Annotated in this window: 21 protein-coding genes and 1 riboswitch; of the genes, 6 read left to right on the top strand and 15 right to left on the bottom strand. The window is 37.4% G+C overall.

Features of this window, described 5'->3' with window-relative positions; all coding sequences use genetic code 11:
- The first annotated feature begins 150 nt into the window (after nt 1-150).
- From QF042_RS13080 to QF042_RS13065, 4 genes are all read left to right on the top strand, one after another.
- Complete coding sequence (locus QF042_RS13080; RefSeq protein WP_307529029.1) at nt 151-636, top strand: DUF4442 domain-containing protein; 486 nt, start codon at nt 151-153, stop codon at nt 634-636.
- 11 nt (nt 637-647) lie between these two features.
- Nucleotides 648-1277, top strand: coding sequence for a helix-turn-helix domain-containing protein (locus QF042_RS13075; RefSeq protein WP_307529027.1), 630 nt, complete (start codon nt 648-650; stop codon nt 1275-1277).
- A 23-nt stretch (nt 1278-1300) separates the two neighbouring features.
- The gene (locus QF042_RS13070) at nt 1301-2497 is read left to right on the top strand and encodes a serine hydrolase (RefSeq protein WP_307529025.1); all 1197 of its coding nucleotides are present in this window, start codon (nt 1301-1303) and stop codon (nt 2495-2497) included.
- 176 nt (nt 2498-2673) lie between these two features.
- Nucleotides 2674-4032 carry an MATE family efflux transporter gene (locus QF042_RS13065; protein ID WP_307529023.1) on the top strand — a complete coding sequence of 453 codons (1359 nt, stop codon included), beginning with the start codon at nt 2674-2676 and terminating at the stop codon, nt 4030-4032.
- Nucleotides 4033-4279: 247 nt separating this feature from the next.
- Here QF042_RS13065 and QF042_RS13060 read toward each other — a convergent pair whose 3' ends face one another.
- The 8 genes from QF042_RS13060 to QF042_RS13025 all read right to left on the bottom strand — a co-directional run bounded on the left by QF042_RS13060 (nt 4280) and on the right by QF042_RS13025 (nt 10714).
- On the bottom strand, nt 4280-5014 hold the full coding sequence (locus tag QF042_RS13060) for a hypothetical protein (RefSeq protein ID WP_307529021.1): 735 nt from the start codon (nt 5012-5014) through the stop codon (nt 4280-4282).
- A gap of 38 nt (nt 5015-5052) precedes the next feature.
- Nucleotides 5053-5736 (bottom strand): pseudouridine synthase, encoded by a 684-nt coding sequence (locus tag QF042_RS13055; protein ID WP_307529019.1) that lies wholly within the window; start codon nt 5734-5736, stop codon nt 5053-5055.
- A 192-nt stretch (nt 5737-5928) separates the two neighbouring features.
- Complete coding sequence (locus QF042_RS13050) at nt 5929-6831, bottom strand: histone deacetylase (protein WP_307529017.1); 903 nt, start codon at nt 6829-6831, stop codon at nt 5929-5931.
- Complete coding sequence (locus tag QF042_RS13045) at nt 6831-7691, bottom strand: bestrophin family protein (protein ID WP_307529015.1); 861 nt, start codon at nt 7689-7691, stop codon at nt 6831-6833. The genes QF042_RS13050 and QF042_RS13045 overlap by 1 nt, the downstream gene beginning before the upstream one ends.
- Before the next feature lie 3 nt (nt 7692-7694).
- Nucleotides 7695-9008, bottom strand: a complete 1314-nt coding sequence (gene kynU / locus QF042_RS13040) for a kynureninase (RefSeq protein ID WP_307529013.1) — start codon at nt 9006-9008, stop codon at nt 7695-7697.
- 64 nt (nt 9009-9072) lie between these two features.
- Nucleotides 9073-9561, bottom strand: a complete 489-nt coding sequence (locus QF042_RS13035) for a pyridoxamine 5'-phosphate oxidase family protein (protein WP_307529009.1) — start codon at nt 9559-9561, stop codon at nt 9073-9075.
- A gap of 53 nt (nt 9562-9614) precedes the next feature.
- A complete protein-coding gene (locus QF042_RS13030; protein WP_307529007.1) occupies nt 9615-10220 on the bottom strand; it encodes a DNA-3-methyladenine glycosylase in 606 nt (201 codons plus the stop codon).
- A 14-nt stretch (nt 10221-10234) separates the two neighbouring features.
- On the bottom strand, nt 10235-10714 hold the full coding sequence (locus tag QF042_RS13025) for a GAF domain-containing protein (protein ID WP_307529005.1): 480 nt from the start codon (nt 10712-10714) through the stop codon (nt 10235-10237).
- Between the two features lie 107 nt (nt 10715-10821).
- On the opposite strand from QF042_RS13025, the gene QF042_RS13020 reads away from it, so the two are divergent.
- The gene (locus QF042_RS13020; protein WP_307529003.1) at nt 10822-11535 is read left to right on the top strand and encodes a DUF3291 domain-containing protein; all 714 of its coding nucleotides are present in this window, start codon (nt 10822-10824) and stop codon (nt 11533-11535) included.
- Nucleotides 11536-11551: 16 nt separating this feature from the next.
- Nucleotides 11552-11803, top strand: coding sequence for a hypothetical protein (locus QF042_RS13015; RefSeq protein ID WP_307529001.1), 252 nt, complete (start codon nt 11552-11554; stop codon nt 11801-11803).
- Nucleotides 11804-12468: 665 nt separating this feature from the next.
- On the opposite strand, the gene QF042_RS13010 is transcribed toward QF042_RS13015, so the two are convergent.
- The 7 genes from QF042_RS13010 to QF042_RS12980 all read right to left on the bottom strand — a co-directional run bounded on the left by QF042_RS13010 (nt 12469) and on the right by QF042_RS12980 (nt 18604).
- Nucleotides 12469-12804 carry a Dabb family protein gene (locus tag QF042_RS13010; RefSeq protein WP_307528998.1) on the bottom strand — a complete coding sequence of 112 codons (336 nt, stop codon included), beginning with the start codon at nt 12802-12804 and terminating at the stop codon, nt 12469-12471.
- 93 nt (nt 12805-12897) lie between these two features.
- Nucleotides 12898-13398, bottom strand: coding sequence for a YMGG-like glycine zipper-containing protein (locus tag QF042_RS13005; RefSeq protein WP_307528996.1), 501 nt, complete (start codon nt 13396-13398; stop codon nt 12898-12900).
- Nucleotides 13399-13527: 129 nt separating this feature from the next.
- A complete protein-coding gene (locus QF042_RS13000; protein ID WP_307528994.1) occupies nt 13528-14253 on the bottom strand; it encodes a diphthine--ammonia ligase in 726 nt (241 codons plus the stop codon).
- Nucleotides 14243-14929 carry a Sir2 family NAD-dependent protein deacetylase gene (locus QF042_RS12995; protein ID WP_307528992.1) on the bottom strand — a complete coding sequence of 229 codons (687 nt, stop codon included), beginning with the start codon at nt 14927-14929 and terminating at the stop codon, nt 14243-14245. Before QF042_RS12995 ends, QF042_RS13000 begins: the two co-directional genes overlap by 11 nt.
- Before the next feature lie 26 nt (nt 14930-14955).
- The gene (locus tag QF042_RS12990; RefSeq protein ID WP_307528990.1) at nt 14956-15897 is read right to left on the bottom strand and encodes an ABC transporter substrate-binding protein; all 942 of its coding nucleotides are present in this window, start codon (nt 15895-15897) and stop codon (nt 14956-14958) included.
- Between the two features lie 211 nt (nt 15898-16108).
- Nucleotides 16109-16696, bottom strand: coding sequence for a DUF6580 family putative transport protein (locus QF042_RS12985; protein ID WP_307528988.1), 588 nt, complete (start codon nt 16694-16696; stop codon nt 16109-16111).
- A gap of 39 nt (nt 16697-16735) precedes the next feature.
- Entirely contained in the window at nt 16736-18604 is a 1869-nt protein-coding gene (locus QF042_RS12980; protein WP_307528986.1) for a TonB-dependent siderophore receptor, read from the bottom strand.
- 97 nt (nt 18605-18701) lie between these two features.
- Nucleotides 18702-18898: riboswitch (cobalamin riboswitch) on the bottom strand.
- Between the last annotated feature and the right edge of the window lie 83 nt (nt 18899-18981).

Raw genomic sequence — 18981 nt, 5'->3', positions numbered from 1 at the left:
GATCGTCTAAATTGAGGCAACGACTATCTAAATCTGTTAAAGCATCTATAATGGCATCATAAACATGCATAGTTCTAAATTATGGAAATATTACTAAAACAAGATCTGCAAAACTTTAAAAGGTGATAAAACTTTCTGATATTAGTAAGTATGATTATTTCTCAAAATACCCTTAAATGGGTAATGCGTTTTTACCCACCCCTATTTTTTCAACGCATTTGGGTTCAAAGATTTGAAAATGAATTTAGAAGCTGTACGGTTAAGCTTAGCAAGAGTTTTCTGAATAAAAATTATAACGGCTCTATTTTTGGAGGTACTATTTATGCAGCTACAGACCCGTTTTATGCCTTGTTATTTGATCAGTTGATGCAGCGCCGTGGCTTTAAAGTCCGGGTATGGTTAAAGAGTGCCTCTATACAATATTTAAAGCCTGGTCGTTCTACCTTATATTTTACCATAACCGTAACTGATGAAATGCTGAATGAAGCTGAGCATGCATTAAAAACCGTTGGGAAGTTTGTAAAAGCCTACCCAATGGATATTACCAATAAGGACGGTGAACTATGCGCCACTGTGATGAATGAAGTATATATCCGAAACCTGCATCAGGGAGAAACCCCTAGAGTTGCTTACTAATTTTTTAGATTATGCCGAGTATTAAGAGTTTAATTTTGCAGGGCGAAGGCGTTATGCTCGATTTTAAGAAAACCATTACCAATACCGAGAAAATTGCCAAGAGCCTGGTTGCTTTTGCCAATAACAAGGGCGGTAAACTATTGATTGGTGTAGCTGATGATGGATCTATTAAGGGAGTAAAATCTGAAGAAGAAGAGAAATACATGATCTTAACTTCTGCGCATCAGTTCTGCAAACCGGCAATTGAGCCTTACTTCGAAGAAATTTACGTTGATGATAAATTGGTATTGGTAGTTAATATTCCTGAAAGTGACACTAAGCCTCATTATGCACTTGATGATCAAAAAAAATGGTGGGCCTATATCCGTATAGATGATAAAAGCGTTCTAGCTAGTCGCATTATTCTTGAAGTGTTGAAACAGGAATATAAAAACAATGGTATACTCATCTCTTATTCTGAAAATGAAAAAAAGCTGCTCGAATACCTGGAACAGAACGGAAAGATTACGCTGAAAGAGTTTAGTAAGCTGTTGCGTAGTTCTTATCGTAAGGCGCAGAAAGTACTGGTTAATTTAATTTTAACCAATGTAATCAAATCGCATACTTCAGAAAAAGAAGAATACTTCACTGCAGTGAGGTAGCAAGTATCCCTAAAATATATTAAATGACACCTCTAAAATCATTATTCTTTTTTGTTATTGTTTTCTGTTCCTTAACGGTAAAGTCGCAAAATTATCAGGATTCTGTGCGCCTTAAGCTTCAAGATTATCTTGATCAAAACAATATACCAGGCTTTTCAGTAGCCATTTTAAATAGAGACAAAATCGTTTTTGAAAGCGGTTTTGGCTATGCTAATGTTGCTAAAAAACAAACATATACGCCACAAACAATTCAAAATATTGGTTCGGTTAGCAAAACATTTATCGCCGTATCGCTCATGAAAGCTATAGAGCAGGGTTATTTTGATCTGGAGACAGATATTAATACTATTCTCCCGTTTAAAGTCGTAAATCCTTACTTCCCTGATGAAGTTATTAAAGTTAAACATTTAACTACGCATACCTCAGGGATTTTGGATGATCAGGAAATATACAACCGGTCGTATCGTTTTGAGGGGCCAAAAGTTCAAAATGAGCCGTTAATGAAAATAATGAAGGAAAACCATTATACTGCTGATCTAAATGACACGACCTTAATCACCTTTTTGAAGGCTTATTTAACCCCTCAGGGCGCATTATACAAAAAAGAGAATTTCAGCAATTCGAAACCCGGCAAACGGGCTTCATACAGTAATATTGGTTCGGCACTTGCAGCTTACCTTATTGAGGTGAAATCCGGTATGTCTTTCGCCGATTTTACGCAGCAATATATTTTTAAGCCACTGCATATGAAAAATACAAATTGGTTTAAATCGAAACAAAATGCTGAAAAACAGGCAGTTCCTTATTTAACAAAAGATATCGCATTGCCTTTCTATCACCTGACTACTTACCCTGATGGAGGATTAAGAACTTCAGTTGTCGAGCTGTCGTTATATGTACAGGAGATGATGAAAATGCTTAATAATAACGCTGGTTTGATTAAGAGCGCATCTGCAATTGAAATGTTTAAACCGGTGTTTACACCTCAAAGCGTACCTGAGAATATGAGTTTGCAGACAAGAAACAAGGGCGTTTTCTGGAATATTTACAACGATGGGTATATTGGGCATGATGGAGATGACCCAGGTGCAAGTGCTAATATACTCTTCAATAAAACAACAGGTATTATCTTTATGAGCAATATTTACATTGCCGACAGAAGTAAAATCCTTTCAATCCTTAAAAAGTATGCTCCTTTGCTGGCAGCTTCTCCAAAATAGATTTCGGATATCAATTTTTGATCTGTGGGGAAACGATAAACCAAAGCATAAATTTGTTTATAATGCCGCTGGCTTTGATAATTCGGCGAAACAGGATGCCCTCCTTTTGTAAACCGAACATTAACTTTTCTACATCCCTATTTTTTGAGGTTTAAAAATCCGACCTTTGTAAACCTATGTTTTCTAAAATTTACACCAGGTATAAACCCTATTATAAAGAAAATCTTCATTTGGCGTTGCCAATTGTAGGTTCTCAGGTTGGTCACACTTTGGTACATATGGCCGATAGTATTATTGTTGGTCATTTTACTGATACCATTCAATTGGCTGCTGTTTCGTTGGTGAACAGCATATTTATGCTTATTCTGGTGATTGGATTAGGGATCTCCTATGGTTTAACGCCCCTTATTGCACAAGAAAACGGTCGTCAGAATTATGATGAATGCGGAAAACTTTTATCAAACAGTTTAATTATTAATATCTGTGTGGGTATATTTTTATACGTACTCGTTCAATTGGGAATATTTTTCGTGATCGATCACCTGGAACAGACGCCTGAAGTAGTACGTTATGCAAAACCCTATTTAAACCTGTTATCTGTTTCGATTATCCCTTTATTGATTTTTCAGACTTTTAAGCAGTTTGCTGAAGGTTTAGGATTTACCAAACAAGCCATGTTTGTTTCCATTTGGGGAAACGCCATTAATATTATTTTAGGGATCATTTTCGTGAAAGGAATGTTCGGCATTAAATCGATGGGTGTTAGTGGTGTGGGTTTAAGTACATTAATCGACAGGATTTTAATGGCAACTGTGATGTGCTTTTATGTGTTGCGTTCTCAACATTTTAAAAAATACCTGATCAGTTTTAAAGCAACATTTTTTGATAAAATAAGAGCGATTAAGATTGCCAAAATTGGAATGCCTGTTGCGATGCAATATTCATTCGAAATCAGTGCCTTTAGTGGTGCCGCAGTGCTTATAGGCACTATCGGTGCAGTAGAACAAGCAGCACATCAAATTGCGATTAGTTTAGCCGCAATGACCTATATGATTGCAAGTGGTGTAGCCTCGGCAGCTACCATTAAAACAGGAAATAATTTTGGCAAGAATAATTTCGACGATTTACGTAAATCTGCAATTGCCAGTTATCATGTTATTCTGCTATTTATGTGTTGCACAGCCGTTATTTTTATTCTGGCCAATAACATCATGCCTTTTATTTATACCGAAGATACGGCTGTTATTCCCATTGCCGCCCAATTGTTGATCATTGCTGGTTTTTTTCAGCTCTTTGATGGTACACAGGTGGTTGGTTTAGGTGTTTTACGTGGTGTTGGCGATGTTAATATCCCAACTTTTATAACTTTTCTGGCCTACTGGGTAGTTGGGATTCCCATTGGTTATGTATTGGGGTTTCATTTTAACTTAGGCGTTAATGGCATCTGGTATGGATTAACCTTAGGACTTTTAACAGCCTCTATCCTATTATTCATGCGTTTTCAGAATAAAACGAGGGCTTTGAAAGCCGGATAATTTTATCCTAAAAGTTGCGTCACCCTGAATTTATTTCAGGGTCTTTCATGCTAGGAAGTAGATCTCTCCATTACGCTGCGCTTCAGTCGAGATGACGATTTTCTATTAGATTCATATCAATAGTTTGAAAAAAGATACATTAATTAATTTTACTGAACAAACGATCATCCAGGCTTAATAGCATTAAATTAATGTGCGTTGTCAAAGTCATACAGATTCTTCGCTGTGCTCAGAACGACAGCTGCTGTTATTTACCCCCAACATTAACCACGACACCAATGGTGAAGATAGAATTACCTGCTGACATGTATTTACGGTTCTTTAAGCCGATATTACTGCTGGTGGTATATTGTAGCTGAAAAGTTTTACTGAGCGCCATACGCGTAAAAAATACCGGCTCAAAAAAGATGTTGTCTTCTTTTGGTTGAACAACACCATTTAAAAAGAACCTATCCATTTTAATATGGCTAATTCTTAATGCTGTACCGTAGTTAATTGGGAAATCGGTTCCGAATAAACGCAGGTTGTTTTTCTTTTTCGAACTATAATTTACCTGTAAAAATGTTTTCCGGTAATCTACTTCCTGCAATTCGGAGCTGATGAGGATATCATTTTTATAATCGCGGAAAGTGATATCGCTCCAACCCTTTCCTACACCTGCATAAATTTCTATAATCCGATTGTTGTCTGGGCCAAAAGTGTCGAAATATCCTCCGCCAATCTCAATAAGTTTGTGTCCGAAATCTTTGCTTTTTCTTTCACTATTCATTCTAGAACCGCTAAAAAGCACACCAATATGATCGGAAACGGCATAAGCACCATTAACACTGGCATTGCCTTTTAAAGAGATATGTGCACCGCCACTAAATTCGCCCTGTTTACTTAACATAGGGGTATTTGGAACGTTTGGCATATAAACAGAAGAACAACTGGCTGCGAAAAGCGCTAAAACTGGGAGTGTAAAACGTAAGTATTTAATCATAGATGTTATATAAACAGATTTTGATGGCAAAAATTGTGTTAAGGTTCCATTTTCATAAAATCCATCACTCTTTTAAATTCATCGTGTAAACCGGCTTTCAAATGAATTCTTTCTTTTGTAACGGGATGGGCGAATGCTAACTCAGAAGCATGGAGCAACATGGTTGTCATATCCCATTGCGCTTTAAAAAATTTGTTTTGTTTGTTGCAGCCATGTGTCCTATCGCCAATAATTGGATGTAGTATATGGCTAAAGTGTCTTCTTAATTGATGCATCCTCCCGGTTTTAGGTGTGGCCTCTACCAATGAATACCGTGAGGTTGGGTGTTTACCGAAAGCAACTGCCACCTCAGCCTTTTGAAGTGTTCTAAATGAGGTAAAAGCATCCTGCATCGTTCCGTTTTCTTTGGCTAATGGATAATCGATATCCATGGCATCGGGTGTGAAACCGCGAAGAATAGCTAAGTATTTTTTATCAGTTTCAGCATTCATAAATTGCTGGTGCATAGCAATTTCAGATGGCTTATCAAAAGCAAATAATAAGACTCCGCTGGTTTTCCTGTCTAACCTGTGTACCGGACTAACATGCTTGCCCACCTGATCTCTGAGTAACTGAAGCGCAAACTCTGTGGCATCTCTTGCAATAGAAGATTGATGTACCAATAGCCCATGGGGTTTGTTAATTGCAATTAGATTTTCATCCTGATAAATAATCTCCAACATATTGCCGCGAAGATAAGGATATTATGGTTTTTAAGATGCTTTTGAGATATTTTAGTACTAGTCCCGTCACCATGAATTTATTTCAGGGTCTTAATAGCAGGAAGATACTGATCCCGAAGCTTCGGGACAGCATGACGATTGCTTGAGGCAAACGAGATACAAACAATCACTATGATTTAGGTATGAATTGAATCAGGTAAATAAATCAAAAGCCAGTCGGTAAGTATTGCAGTGTGCATCTACAATATCTCTGATATCGGTGGAGTAACCACCGCCCATACTCACCTGCACCGGTAAATTTTTATCTTTACAGGCCTGCAGCACTATTCTATCACGTTCTTTACACGCGGCTTTGCTTAGGGCCAGCTTACCAAGCTTATCAGTAGAAAGTACATCTACTCCTGATAGATAAAATACGAAATCAGGTTTGGCCCTTTCAAATGCCCTTTTTAAATTTACGTTTAAGGATGATAGATATTCCTCATCCTGTACGCCATCATCTAATGGAACATCCAGGCTTGAAATTTCTTTTCTGAAAGGGAAATTTTTATCGCCATGCATTGAAAAAGTGAATACCCTTGGCTCTTTTTGAAAGATTTCTGCAGTGCCATTTCCCTGGTGCACATCTAAATCGATTATTAAGATCCGTTTAGATAAGATTTTATTTAACAGGTAATTAGCAGCAACAGCCTGGTCGTTTAATAAGCAAAAGCCTTCGCCCCAATTGCTGCCCGCATGATGTATACCTCCCGCAACATTAAAAGCAATTCCATTGCTTATTGCGAAGTTAGCTCCATCGATGGTACCTTGTGTAATCCTCAGTTCGCGTTCTAAAAGCTGTGCGTTTAAGGGGAAACCTATCCGCCTTTGATCTTTCGCTGAAAGTGTTAAATCCCTAAGCTGTTCCCAATATTTTTTTTCGTGTGTCAAGAGAATAATGTCTTCCGAAACTGGTTCCGGACTAAACAAATTCTGCTGCATTATGGTTCCTTCATGCAAAAGTTGTTCAGGTATCAACTCATACTTCAGCATCGGAAAACGGTGCCCTGCTGGTAAAGGATGTGCATAAAGCGGATGCCAGGCAATCTTAATCATTAGCCTAAAATCTCCTCTACATGTTTTTCTATATTAGTGCATATCTGATCTACAGGCAGGTCGTTTGCGTCTTCCCCGAATGGGTTCTCTATTTCTTCAGCTATCAGCTCTAAACTCGCTAATACATAGAGGATAAAGGGAACAATTGGCACCACGAAATAACCCAGACTAAATACCCATCCAATAGGTAAAGTGATTACGTAGATGAAGATAAATTTCTTAATAAAGGCACTGTAAGAATATGGGATTGGTGTATTTTTGATACGCTCGCAAGCACCGCAAATATCGGTAAATTGATTAAAATCTCCAGAAAGCACAATAAATTGCTCCTGTGAGATCGCACTCCTTTCGAGTAATTCGTATAACCTGTTAATTAAACTTCCTGCAATCTGGTTTGGCACGTGTTTACCTTCTTCAACCTCGATTAAAAGACTGTTTTTGCCAAAATACATCCTTTCGCGTAAATGTTCCTTTAAGGCAAAAGCATATTTAGGAATGCCGTATTCGAAAAAGCGGACATCTTCTTCTGTTAATTTAAGGGCTTTGATCTTCATGGCCAGGTTTCGGCTCACATTGGTTAATGACCCCAGCATCTTTCTGCCTTCCCACCACCTGTCATATGCTGTATTTGTTCTAAAAACCAATAACATCGATAATACAAAGCCCAATAAACTGTGCATCATGCCGATATTGGTTACATAACTGCTCTTAGAAAGCTGGAAGAAATTCAATTCAGCAAAAGCAACCAGGCCCGAAAAAATAGCTACAGCCAGCATTAAGGGCCACAGTTTTCGGAAGGTGTCGCTTTTGTGGATGTGAAAAATGAAGGTACTCCAATCTTTAGGGTTGTAATTAATCATTTCTTAATTTTTTATTTGATGAGCATTTGTTAGTAAAACGTCTTTACTTACTTTTAAAAGTGCCTGTCCAGCCAAATAAACATCCTCGAAAGAATTGTAAAGTGGAACGGCGCTTAAGCGAATTACATCAGGTTCGCGCCAGTCGCCCAGTACGTGGCAGGCCATCAAACCATCAAAAATCTGTTTGCCATTTCGTTGCGCAATGATGGATAATTGTGCGCCTCTATCTTTAGCTATCTTAGGTGTGATGATTGTATACTGCTCTACTCCCAGTTCTTTATTTACTTCATTTATAATAAATTCCAGATAAGCAGTTAAAGTAATACTTTTATTTCTAAGCGGTTCGATAAAGCCGGCCTGTTCGAAAATCTGCAGTGATGCATGGTATAAAGCCATAGGCATTACCTGTGTGCAGCTTACCTGCCAACCGTCTGCACCAGCTTCAGGAATAAAGCCTTTTTCCATTTTAAAACGTTTACTTTCCTGATAGCCCCACCATCCGGCGAAGCGATTCAATTCGGTATTACTGAAATGTTTTTCATGAACAAAGATTCCGCTTATTCCTCCCGGACCTGAATTTTGATATTTGTACGAGCACCAGCACGCAAAATCTATATCCCAATCGTGAAGCTTTACAGGAACATTACCTGCAGCATGTGCTAAATCCCATCCTACAATTGCCCCAATTTCATGCCCAGCTTTGGTGATGGTTTCCATATCATACCACTGCCCTGTATAATAATTGATTCCTCCGAACAACACTAATGCGATTTCATTGGCATTTTCTTTGATCTGAGCTATAATATCTTCAGTGCGAAGTATCTCTTCACCATTCCTAGGAAAAACTTCTATAATCGCTTCTTTTGGATCGAAACCATGAAATCTCACCTGGCTTTCTATTGCGTATTGATCGGATGGGAATGCGCCGCCTTCCATAATAATTTTAAAGCGTTTGCCTTTGGGCTGATAGAAGCTAACCATTAACAAATGGAGATTCACGGTTAAGGTATTCATTGGGCAAACCTCTGATGGTAATGCACCAACAATAGGTGCCATTAACTTTTTAAGCGCTTTATGGTAGAACATCCAGGGCTCATTCCCATCAAACCAACCTTCTACGGCGTAATTGGCCCAATTATCAAGCTGACCTTTCATAACTTCACTTGCAGCTTTAGGTTGAAGCCCTAATGAATTACCACACAGGTATATAAATTCTTTATTATTGTGATTTGGAAATAAAAACTGTGACCTAAAATGGCGGAGCTGATCAGCTTCATCAAGTGACTTAGCAAAGGATAGGGTGTTTTCGAAATTCATTGCGCCAATATTACAAAAAAAGCAGGTATTGTTTCCAATCCTGCTTTTCGATTCTTTCAGATTATTAAAATTTAATCGTATCGTGCTTACCCAGGTCGGGTGCATCTCCGGTAACAACCGCTTTTAACATACTAAATAAGACCACTATTTTTGATGATGAAGCATCCCAGTATTCAGCTTCTTCAGGAGTAACTTTTATCAGAATTAATCTTGGATCTTCTATTCCATCGGGAAACCAGGCCTTAATAAATGGAGAAAAATAAGCTTCTTTACGTACTTTATCATCTACCAGTTCGGCCTTACCCTTTACCGTTAAATAAGTGTTTTTTGATGGATCGCTATAAGCAAGCAGTACATTGTTTTCTTTTGAGATTTCCTTTGATTTAAGTGAGTATTCGTTGGTATAAAACCATAAGCTGCCATCATCTTCAATTTTTGCTGTACCCATTGGTCTGCTTCCTAATTCGTCTGCTGAAGAAAATGTGGTAAACATACAGGTGCGTACGCTTTCTGCCATTTCTTTCAGGATTGCTATGTTTTTCTCGTTTTTCATCTTTTAATTATTTAAAAGAAAAACAGGAAGTTCGCTAAAAGGTTTCTGTTAATTTAAACCTTATTTGGTTTACTTACATATTTGTTGCCTTTTACAAAGAACCGCCAAGGTAATAAAGCATGCTCTTTGGCATATGCAATGCCCACCCGGGGCGTAGCTGCAATATCTTCGTTTTGATACCGGATAGCATGGTCTTCGATCCAGATTTCATCACCGGTAAGATTTTTAGCGTTAAAAGCTCTATCTATCCCTAGTGCTTTTGCTGCAGAACCCGGACCAGCCGAAATAGCTCCTTTTGTATGTGGCATATTTCTTCTTTGCTCGATAATATCAATCCCAATCAAAGGCTCGATGCCCCTAATTAAAACAGCGTGAGGATCGTCTTCTTTTGAACTCACAATATTGAAGAGGTTATGCATGCCGTAACAGAGATATACATAAGCAACACCCCCACTACCATACATGGTTTCTGTTCGGTTGGTTCTGCGGCCACCATAAGCATGCGAAGCTTTATCCTTTATGCCAAAATAAGCTTCGGTCTCGACGATGATTCCTGCAGTGATTTCGTTATCGATTTTGGTGTACAGTATCTTACCCAGCAAATCTTTAGCTAGGCTAACCACATCTTCATTCAGGTAATATTCTTCTTTTAACTTCAATGTATTTACATTAACTATCTATTTAATAAAATTGATATAACTTGCTCTAAATAAGATTTATCTGTTTCATCAAATTTATTTAGAACTTCGCTGTCAACATCTAAAACCCCAATCACTTCCCCCTTCACAATCAAGGGTAAAACAATTTCTGATTTGGAAGCAGATGCACAGGCAATGTGGCCAGGAAATTCTTCAACGTCAGGAACGATAATGGTTTCTGCTTGTTGCCAGGATGCCCCGCATACTCCTTTCCCTTTTTTAATCCGCGTACAGGCTACCGGGCCCTGAAATGGACCTAGCACCAATTCGTCCTCTTTAATCAGGTAAAACCCTACCCAGAACCAGTTAAACTGTTCTTTAAGTGCTGCTGAAACATTGGCGAGGTTTGCAATAAAATCTGTTTCGCCGTAAAGCAAGGCATCTATCTGAGGGATGATCGATTGATATTGTTCTTCCTTTGATGTATTTCTGGTAATGGTTAAATCTTCTGCCATTTTAAATGTTCTATAATCAAAGTTAATTATGATTTGTGAGATCTATAGCAACAGTGATTTTTAATGACGAAAATTTGAATGATAACCTATTCTTAAAATCCTTAGTTTTGGGCATAATTAATCGTGAGTTTATGATTGTAGCCTTAACCATTACCAAATTCCGTAGCCTTACCATTCCCTTTGCTTTTATCGGGATGGCGATTTTAAGGTTGCCGCTATGGTTAAGTAAAAGCTGTAGATTTTGGAAGCTAATGGGAAGTGGAAAAGATGCCCAGGTAGATTTAGCTCCTGATTATAAGCATTGGGCGGTACTTACTATCTGGGATAACCGGAATGATTGTGACGGTTTTTATCGCGATTCTTTTGTGATGAAATGGTTTAGTTTCTTTGGAATTGAAAGTTTTACCATCTTATTAAACCCTTTATCTAGTCATGGATTATGGTCAGGAATACAGCCATTTAAAGCTGAAAAGACAAATAACATCCATGCAGGTAAGATTGCTGTAATTACCAGGGCAGCGATTAAATTTAACAGGTTAAAAGAGTTTAGGCAGAATATAAAAAGGGCGGCTGACGCCATGCGCACTGCTCCAGGTTTTATCTTATCAGCAGGTATTGGAGAAAATCCATTTTTCGATCAAGCCACCTTCTCCATCTGGACTGATGCGGATAGTATGAAAAATTATGCTTACAAATCTGTTGATCATGCTGATGTGATTAAACTTACCAGGGAGCGCGAATGGTACAGAGAAGAGTTGTTTGCCCGTTTCTCGATTGTAGATAGCTGGGGTACGCTTAATGGTACGTCTGTTGAATTGTAAATAAAAATATAAATAAATGAGAGTAGTAGCAGAACTTCCACATCCGGAATGTAAGATTACCATTTTTTTGATGAATCAAAAATATATCGTAAAGTTTGAGCAGGGTACCTTTGAGCAAAGTTATAAACTTGCTGAGCTTGATCTAAGTGGAGGTGGAGTTAATGATGTGTTCGAAATTATAGACGAAGCATTTATTCAAACAGTAATAGCCCGGTTTAAACTAATGCGTTCTGATTTTACTGCTGCATATAACAGGCATCAATATTAGCGATTTAATAATATAACTATTTGATTACCAGACATTTTATTTGCTTTTCGGAATTATATTTTGAATTTTAAGGTATTTTTAACTCCGAACATCAGGTTAAATGTTACTCTTTATTTAAGTGAATTAGCATAACTGGTTGATATATTGATTTTTAATTACATTAACAAAATATAATTTTATGTGCTCATTTTGCCAAATAAATGGGAGGTTTGGTGTTTTTCTTAACAAAGTTAATTTTTAAATCCCTGGAGATTACAGGAAGAGAAATCTTTAAATATGTTTAATTGGATACTTCAAAGATTTCTCCACTTCGGTCGAAATGACGATTTATCTTAAATCCTAAAATATCTTCATCGCATTTTACATGGCAAAAAGAATGCGCCCAGATGAATATCTGTATTCACTTGAGCGCATTTATATATTCTATTTTCATTCTTTAAAAGATCCTTCACTACTATTGGCAGATTCCTCGAATGGTCGTCATTCTCGCGCAGGCGGAAATCTTAAAGTTTATGGCATTACGATTTCCAATTTAGTTGGGAATGACGATTTCTAGAGGATTATCATCTCTTAAAAACCCTTTCTCACTAATATTTATTAATTATCCACCAGGATGACGAGACAAAGGGATTCCGTGTACTTCTTGTTTCCGTGGCTAGATTTTATTAAGAAACAACCGTATCGTGCACTACTACCCTGTACCAGTTTTTCGAGAATTTCTCTACAGCATCTAAATGCACTTTATCTTCCTGATAAGCATTATGGTCTGCAATATTGGCAAAAGTAATAGTTAGCGAATAGGTGAAAGAATTATCGGTTACAGGGCGTACAGGTGTACTTGCCGCTAAGCCGTAACTTAATGTTTTAATATATTTTATTGGTTTTAAACTTTCGAAGAAGTTAGCGAAATCTGCTATCTCAGTTTTAGTGAGTTGAGGTTTTAACCAGAACATTACAAAGTGTTGAATCTGTCCTTTATCTGCGGTTTGGGTTTCTATCATGATTCTTTTTTTTGCTAAATATATAAATCATTTTTTTGGGCACAAAAAAAGTCCCGATGTAAATCGAGACTTCTTATTATCTTCTAAAGCTTTTTAGTTTTTAGGTTGCACACGGCCAGATTTTCTGTCTTCACCTCTACCGATTAAATAACCGCCACCAGCTCCAACTAATCCGCCAATTATAGCACCTCTACCTTTTTTCTTATCGATTAAAGCACCACCAACTGCTCCTGCTGCACCACCAATAACTGCACCTTTAGCTGCATCGCTCCAACCTTTTTTCTTAGCTGTTGGTTGTGCACCACCATAAGCACTGCTAGAACCACCGCCAGAGCTTGCATAAGATCTAGATCTAGATGAGCTTGTCCTTCTGGCTGCAGCTAATTCTGCCTGGTGTTTGGCTTCTTTTTCCTGCTCTACTTTTGCAACTTCAGCCTTCTTAAAACTATCTAACCTTAAGCTATCTTTAACGGCCTTAATAGCCAATTCTTTTTCGGCCTGTTGTTGTTTTAATGCTGCTTCTTCTTTTGCCTTGTTATTACAAGCAAATAAAACTGAAGAACTTAATGCGATTACTACCAATATCTTTTTCATAACTCTTAATTTTAATATGACGCTTGTTTAGCTACCTAACCTTGCTAAACAGGTTTCAAATGGATGTGTGATTTAGTTAATTACCAATGCTTAAGAAAAAATGATGCCAAAATCTTTTGAATAGAAAAATTATTCCAACAAATCCATATACCAGAAGCCTGAAAGTGCTGTGGTTGAACAAGGTGAATCTTCATCTGTTGTGATTTTGCCTGGGGCATTATAAGTTCTGAATACCTTCTCTCCTGTGGTGAAATTGATTTTATTCTTGAAAATTGGTCCTTCAAATGCGAAAGTATGAAACTCACCATTTTCTCCGCAAGGATCAATATCTGGAGGTAATTGATCAATTAAATCATGGCTAATTACTTTTCCACAGAAATTTTCGAGATTTTCCTGTGTGCAAACAATGATGGTTTTATAGTTCAGATTCAAAAATTCATCGATCAAATCTTTAGTGTTTTTTTTCCAAAGCGGGAAAATAGCCTTGAGACCAATTTCGGCCAATTTGTTCTCCCGATAGCTACGTAAGTCCGCTAAAAAAATATCGCCAAAAATAGAATGGGTAATGCCCTCCTCTTTAAATTTAGAAAGATGCTTCTTCATCGTACTATCGTAGGTTTCCATATCGGGCATTTCGCCCAAGCGAATCTGATACAGTGGAATACCAATACTTTCGGCCTGTTTGACCAGCAAAGCTTCTCTAACACCATGCATTGAAACACGATTGTATTTTTCGGTAACTGTAGTAATCAGGTATCGGATTTCGATAGTAGGATCTTGTAAAACATAATGCAAAGCCAATGTACTGTCTTTACCACCACTCCAATTAAAAATGCAAATCTTTTTATCTGGCATTGGTCAGGATTTCTTTTAACACTGCAACGCCTTCTACAGCATTTTTTTCAATGCTGATTACATTTTTATAACGTTTTACATCGGGTGTTTTAGGATCAATAATGTATTTATCAACAAAGGAAGGGACAAAATCGATTAAACCTGCAGCGGGATAAACAGCTAATGATGTCCCGATGAGTACAAACAAATCGGCCTGTTTGCAGAGTTTAGCCGCTACTTCGATCATAGGTACCGCTTCGCCAAACCATACCACATGTGGACGAAGTTGAGAACCCAGCTCGCAAAGCTCGCCCATTTTAATTTCTGAACCTGCAATGGGATAGGTTAAGTTCGATTTTCTGTCAGATTGAGACCTGGTAATTACGCCATGTAGATGCGTTACTTTGGTAGAACCTGCCCTTTCATGCAAATCATCAATGTTTTGGGTAATAATCTCAACATCAAAATCTTTTTCCATTTCAGCCAGTAATTGGTGAGCCAGATTGGGTTTTGCAGCTAAAACCTGTCTTCTTCTTTCGTTATAAAACTCTTGTACCAATTCAGGGTTTCTTTCCCAGGCTTCGGGGGTAGCTACATCGTAAACATTATAGCCCTCCCATAATCCATCAGCATCCCTAAACGTTTTTAACCCACTTTCGGCACTAATTCCTGCTCCTGTTAAAACAACTAATTTCATAATTATGATTACGCAGATTTAAATGATTATACTGATTTTAGTGATTTAACAGACTGGCTGTGGCTGATGAATTTCTTGGCTATGTTTTCGCCTGCCTTAAATATCTCCGGGTGGAACATGCAGGCTAAAGCTTCTATACCTTCAACCAAAGTACCTACACTCGGTTGAGTGAACATATCAAAATCAGCAATATAAACCTGGTTGTTTTTAACGGCCTCCAGGTTTTTCCAGCCTGGTTTTGAAGTTAACAGCTCCATTTCTTCCATGCTTCTTTTCATATCAAAACCACATGGGGCAATAACTAAAACCTCTGGGTTATATTTCAGAATTTTATCCCATTGGGTTACGATAGAGTCTCCACCTGGATTAGACAACATATCAACCCCACCAGCAGCAGCAATCTGAAAAGGAATCCAATGTCCGCAATTATAGATGGGTTCGATCCACTCCATCAGCATGATCCTTTTTAACGGTGCGCGGTTTGCTCTAAGTTGATCTAAAATATGATCTGTTTTCTTTTGCAGACCTGCAAGGTAATTTAAAGCTACTTCTTCCTTTCCCAAAGCCCTGGCAATGGTAATGGCACATTCAAAAACATCCTGTAAGTTATTTGGCGATAAAGGAACAAGTGCAGGCTGTTTGCTAAGCTTCATTACAGCGGTTTCGGTACATACGGTATCGATATTACAAACCTCGCAGATATCTTGTGTAAAAACCACATCAGGCGCGATGCTTTCCAGTAGCGCATCATCTACCCAATACAAACTTTTGCCTTGTGCTTTTGATGCTGAAAAGATCCGGTCGATTTCGATACTCGAATAGTTTTTACCTTCTAATATGCATCTTACAACTTTTGGCTGATCTGCCGCCTCTTTAGGACATTCGAATGTAACCCCATGCAGGTATTCTTGCAGGCCCATATCGTAAATCATTTTTGTAGCAGCAGGTAAAAAGGAAACAACTTTCATATCTATATTTTTAAATCATCCTGAACTTGTTTTAGGATCTATTATTCTTAACGCCAGATATCCTAAGGTAAACCAGAACGTCTTATTAGATGCTGAAATAAATTCAGCATGACGAGGAGTCTAAGTTAAAAAAAATCCTCTTTTGAATCGAATCAAAAGAGGATTTCTATGTTGTTTTCAGCTATTTGGTATTATACCAAACAATGGATATCTACAACTCTTGTGTCTGCAGTTTTAATACCGGATATTTTGCTTTTAAGATTTCGAAAGCTCCGAAAAGTAATGCACCGTAAATCACTGTTCCTTCTAAGAATCTAATCTCGAATGGAATAGCATTAATTAAACAATCTATAAAACCATTAAAGTTTTGTGTATAAAGTGGATTATTATACCATGAACCAATATCACTTATAATCCAATGGATGAACACAATTACAATTGTAGATAGTAATAAGCTGGCTACATTTACTTTTTTTAATAAAAAACGACCGGCTAAAACCATTAATGCAATTGCCAGGTATGTCCAAAGTTCTTGAACTAAAAACATACCTACATACTTTTTATAAATGGTTGTATAAAGTACTAAATCGCTTAAAAACAAACTCAATAGCGGAAAAGCAAATGCTTTTAGATGATCTTTAAAATAGGCTCCTCCAAATAAAGCTACCGCTCCTATTGATGAAAAATTGGCAAACTTTAATTCATCAGAGTTGAATGTTACCAACAAACGTAAAGCCGTTATCGCCAATATCATTAACAACAAAATTAATGTACGTGGATTAAATTTTAAATGAGACATGCTATTTCTGGTTAATGTTTAAGCAAAGTTAAATTTTTATTAGCGGATATTAAAACTTACACCTGTATTAAAGTTGAAGCCAGGTGTATTGTAGCCAATAATTTCACTGTATTTTTCGTTCAGAATGTTTTTGGCATCAAAAAATATCTTTACGCGTTTCTTCGCCAATGCATACTCTGCATAAGCACTTAACAGTTTATATGATGGTAAAAGCTCATCAATAGATTTAGTGGTGAAGTAAGTATCGTAACGGTTTCCAAAATAACGGAAATTAGCGCTAATGTATAAATTACTTGTAGCCTGAGCACCTGCATTAATGCCAAAAGTATGCTTCGGTCTGCGGATTAAATAATTGGTAGTCCCTGTATTTCCTTCTACAAAAGCATAATAACCGTTAATGTTAAACACGCTAAACTTTACTGCAGGTTCTACTTCAAAGCCTTTAAATTTTTGGCTTGCCTGGTTAATGTAACCAGTAGTGTATACAATGGCATCAGTTAAATCACGTTTGAAACCTGCGATGCGTAAAGTGAAGGCCTCATCAGCAAGATTCAAGTTTACACCAGCCTCATAATTTTGAGATTTTTCTGGTTTCAGATCCAGATTGGCACCATATTGCCCAAACAACATATTCAGTGTTGGAATTTTAAATGCGGTAGATACTGTTCCAAATAATTTTACTTCTTTAATAATGTTGATGCTTGGGGTAATAGAGTAAGTATAGTTTTCTCCATATTGATCATGTTTATTGTAACGTCCACCTACTTCCAGATTAAAAATGCTTAAATCATGTAAAAACAATGATCCATAAGCGGCGAAAATATTGGTTGTTGGGCTTTTGGTATCAGTAACCAATTTCATTTTTCTGTTGTCAATACCTACCAGTAAATCTAATTTATCACCTAATTTCTGGTTGTAAAATAAATCAACCACATTCAGTTTACCAAAGTTTAAGAATTTACTTTCGAAACCTGCATAACTCGAATTTACATTGTTTGAGTTGCTCTCGTGGCTGTAATTAAGCGTTATTTTACCAGTATTGAATTTATACTCGGAATTGAAACCTGCACTAAATTGTTTTAAAACAGAATTGTTGGTCGGTAAGCCATCGCTAAATGCACCTTCATCTATTTTATAATCGCCATAGAAGTAACGTAAAAATGGGTTAACAGAGAAATTTTTGTCGAGTTTAATTCCGAAATTAGCATTTAAACCATCGGTTTTAAAGCCGTCTTTATCAAAGATGGCTGCACTTCCAACTGGTGCAACGGCTTCAGAAATCCCATCAGTTTTTAAATGCGTGTAGTTAATATTGTAAGAAAAACCTTCTACGCCACCATTTAAACCGATAGTTCCTTTGTAAGTTTCAAAGCTGCCCGCACTGGCTACACCATAAATGGTATTTCCTTTAGGTCCACCCTTTTTAGTTACGATGTTGATTACACCTGCAACAGCATCCGATCCGTAAATAGTCGACTGGCCACCTCTTAAAATCTCAATATGATCGATCTGATCGATTGAGAACAGACGTAAATCAAATGTACCACTAATACTTGAAGGGTCATTCTGGATAATCCCATCAACCAATACTAAAGTATAACCACTTCCCGATCCTCTAAAAAAGATACTTTTGTCTTTTCCCTGGTTGCTGTTTCCTCCGCTGATGATGATACCAGCCTGTTCGTTTAATAAATCCGGTAATGATTTGCCGTTACTGCGTTCGAGTACTTCGCGACTGATAATGCTGACCACTTTACCTGTTTGCGATTGTTTCTGATCGTTTTTTGTCGCAGAAATTACAACATCTTTAAGCTGTAAACTGTCTTGATTTTGAGCATTAGCCACCTGGCTAATCATTAACTGCGCTAGCCCTAGACTGGCTACAGTTAGCATTCTTTTTTTGTTCATTTGATTGTGGTTTTGCCCACAGCCAACAGATTAGGAAAGGAAATGAAAATACGAAAAACGTTATGTATCTCAATCCTAGCTTCAATCCCCGAAAGCTATGAAATTAAATGCTGAAGGCAGGTCTTCTGACTTACTCCCGGGTTTCCGGCCTTCCCATGCCGAACGAGTCGGAACAGTGGCAGATTGATTGGAAATCCGTTAAGGAGCTTACAGCTGCGGGACAGTTACAGATTTACACTGTATTCCCTTTTAATTCCGGGTGTAAAGCCGGAAACCAAAAGCGCTGCAAAAGTAACAAAATTAAACAACATGTAAAATGGATGATGGAAAATGGTGATTTTAATAGAAAAGGCTAAATTAGGAATCAAATTTTTACT

It is taken from the genome of Pedobacter sp. W3I1, assembly GCF_030816015.1.
GTDB lineage: Bacteria > Bacteroidota > Bacteroidia > Sphingobacteriales > Sphingobacteriaceae > Pedobacter.
The sequence above is the reverse complement of the archived record's forward strand: the minus strand, read 5'-3'. Positions and strand labels throughout refer to the sequence as shown.

Excerpts from the sequence above, each read along its gene's own strand:
- QF042_RS13080 (WP_307529029.1), top strand. The coding sequence starts at position 151 with ATGATTATTTCTCAAAATACCCTTAAATGGGTAATGCGTTTTTACCCA.
- QF042_RS13075 (WP_307529027.1), top strand. The coding sequence starts at position 648 with ATGCCGAGTATTAAGAGTTTAATTTTGCAGGGCGAAGGCGTTATGCTC.
- QF042_RS13070 (WP_307529025.1), top strand. The coding sequence starts at position 1,301 with ATGACACCTCTAAAATCATTATTCTTTTTTGTTATTGTTTTCTGTTCC.
- QF042_RS13065 (WP_307529023.1), top strand. The coding sequence starts at position 2,674 with ATGTTTTCTAAAATTTACACCAGGTATAAACCCTATTATAAAGAAAAT.
- QF042_RS13060 (WP_307529021.1), bottom strand. The coding sequence starts at position 5,014 with ATGATTAAATACTTACGTTTTACACTCCCAGTTTTAGCGCTTTTCGCA.
- QF042_RS13055 (WP_307529019.1), bottom strand. The coding sequence starts at position 5,736 with ATGTTGGAGATTATTTATCAGGATGAAAATCTAATTGCAATTAACAAA.
- QF042_RS13050 (WP_307529017.1), bottom strand. The coding sequence starts at position 6,831 with ATGATTAAGATTGCCTGGCATCCGCTTTATGCACATCCTTTACCAGCA.
- QF042_RS13045 (WP_307529015.1), bottom strand. The coding sequence starts at position 7,691 with ATGATTAATTACAACCCTAAAGATTGGAGTACCTTCATTTTTCACATC.
- kynU (WP_307529013.1), bottom strand. The coding sequence starts at position 9,008 with ATGAATTTCGAAAACACCCTATCCTTTGCTAAGTCACTTGATGAAGCT.
- QF042_RS13035 (WP_307529009.1), bottom strand. The coding sequence starts at position 9,561 with ATGAAAAACGAGAAAAACATAGCAATCCTGAAAGAAATGGCAGAAAGC.
- QF042_RS13025 (WP_307529005.1), bottom strand. The coding sequence starts at position 10,714 with ATGGCAGAAGATTTAACCATTACCAGAAATACATCAAAGGAAGAACAA.
- QF042_RS13015 (WP_307529001.1), top strand. The coding sequence starts at position 11,552 with ATGAGAGTAGTAGCAGAACTTCCACATCCGGAATGTAAGATTACCATT.
- QF042_RS13010 (WP_307528998.1), bottom strand. The coding sequence starts at position 12,804 with ATGATAGAAACCCAAACCGCAGATAAAGGACAGATTCAACACTTTGTA.
- QF042_RS13005 (WP_307528996.1), bottom strand. The coding sequence starts at position 13,398 with ATGAAAAAGATATTGGTAGTAATCGCATTAAGTTCTTCAGTTTTATTT.
- QF042_RS13000 (WP_307528994.1), bottom strand. The coding sequence starts at position 14,253 with ATGCCAGATAAAAAGATTTGCATTTTTAATTGGAGTGGTGGTAAAGAC.
- QF042_RS12995 (WP_307528992.1), bottom strand. The coding sequence starts at position 14,929 with ATGAAATTAGTTGTTTTAACAGGAGCAGGAATTAGTGCCGAAAGTGGG.
- QF042_RS12990 (WP_307528990.1), bottom strand. The coding sequence starts at position 15,897 with ATGAAAGTTGTTTCCTTTTTACCTGCTGCTACAAAAATGATTTACGAT.
- QF042_RS12985 (WP_307528988.1), bottom strand. The coding sequence starts at position 16,696 with ATGTCTCATTTAAAATTTAATCCACGTACATTAATTTTGTTGTTAATG.
- QF042_RS12980 (WP_307528986.1), bottom strand. The coding sequence starts at position 18,604 with ATGAACAAAAAAAGAATGCTAACTGTAGCCAGTCTAGGGCTAGCGCAG.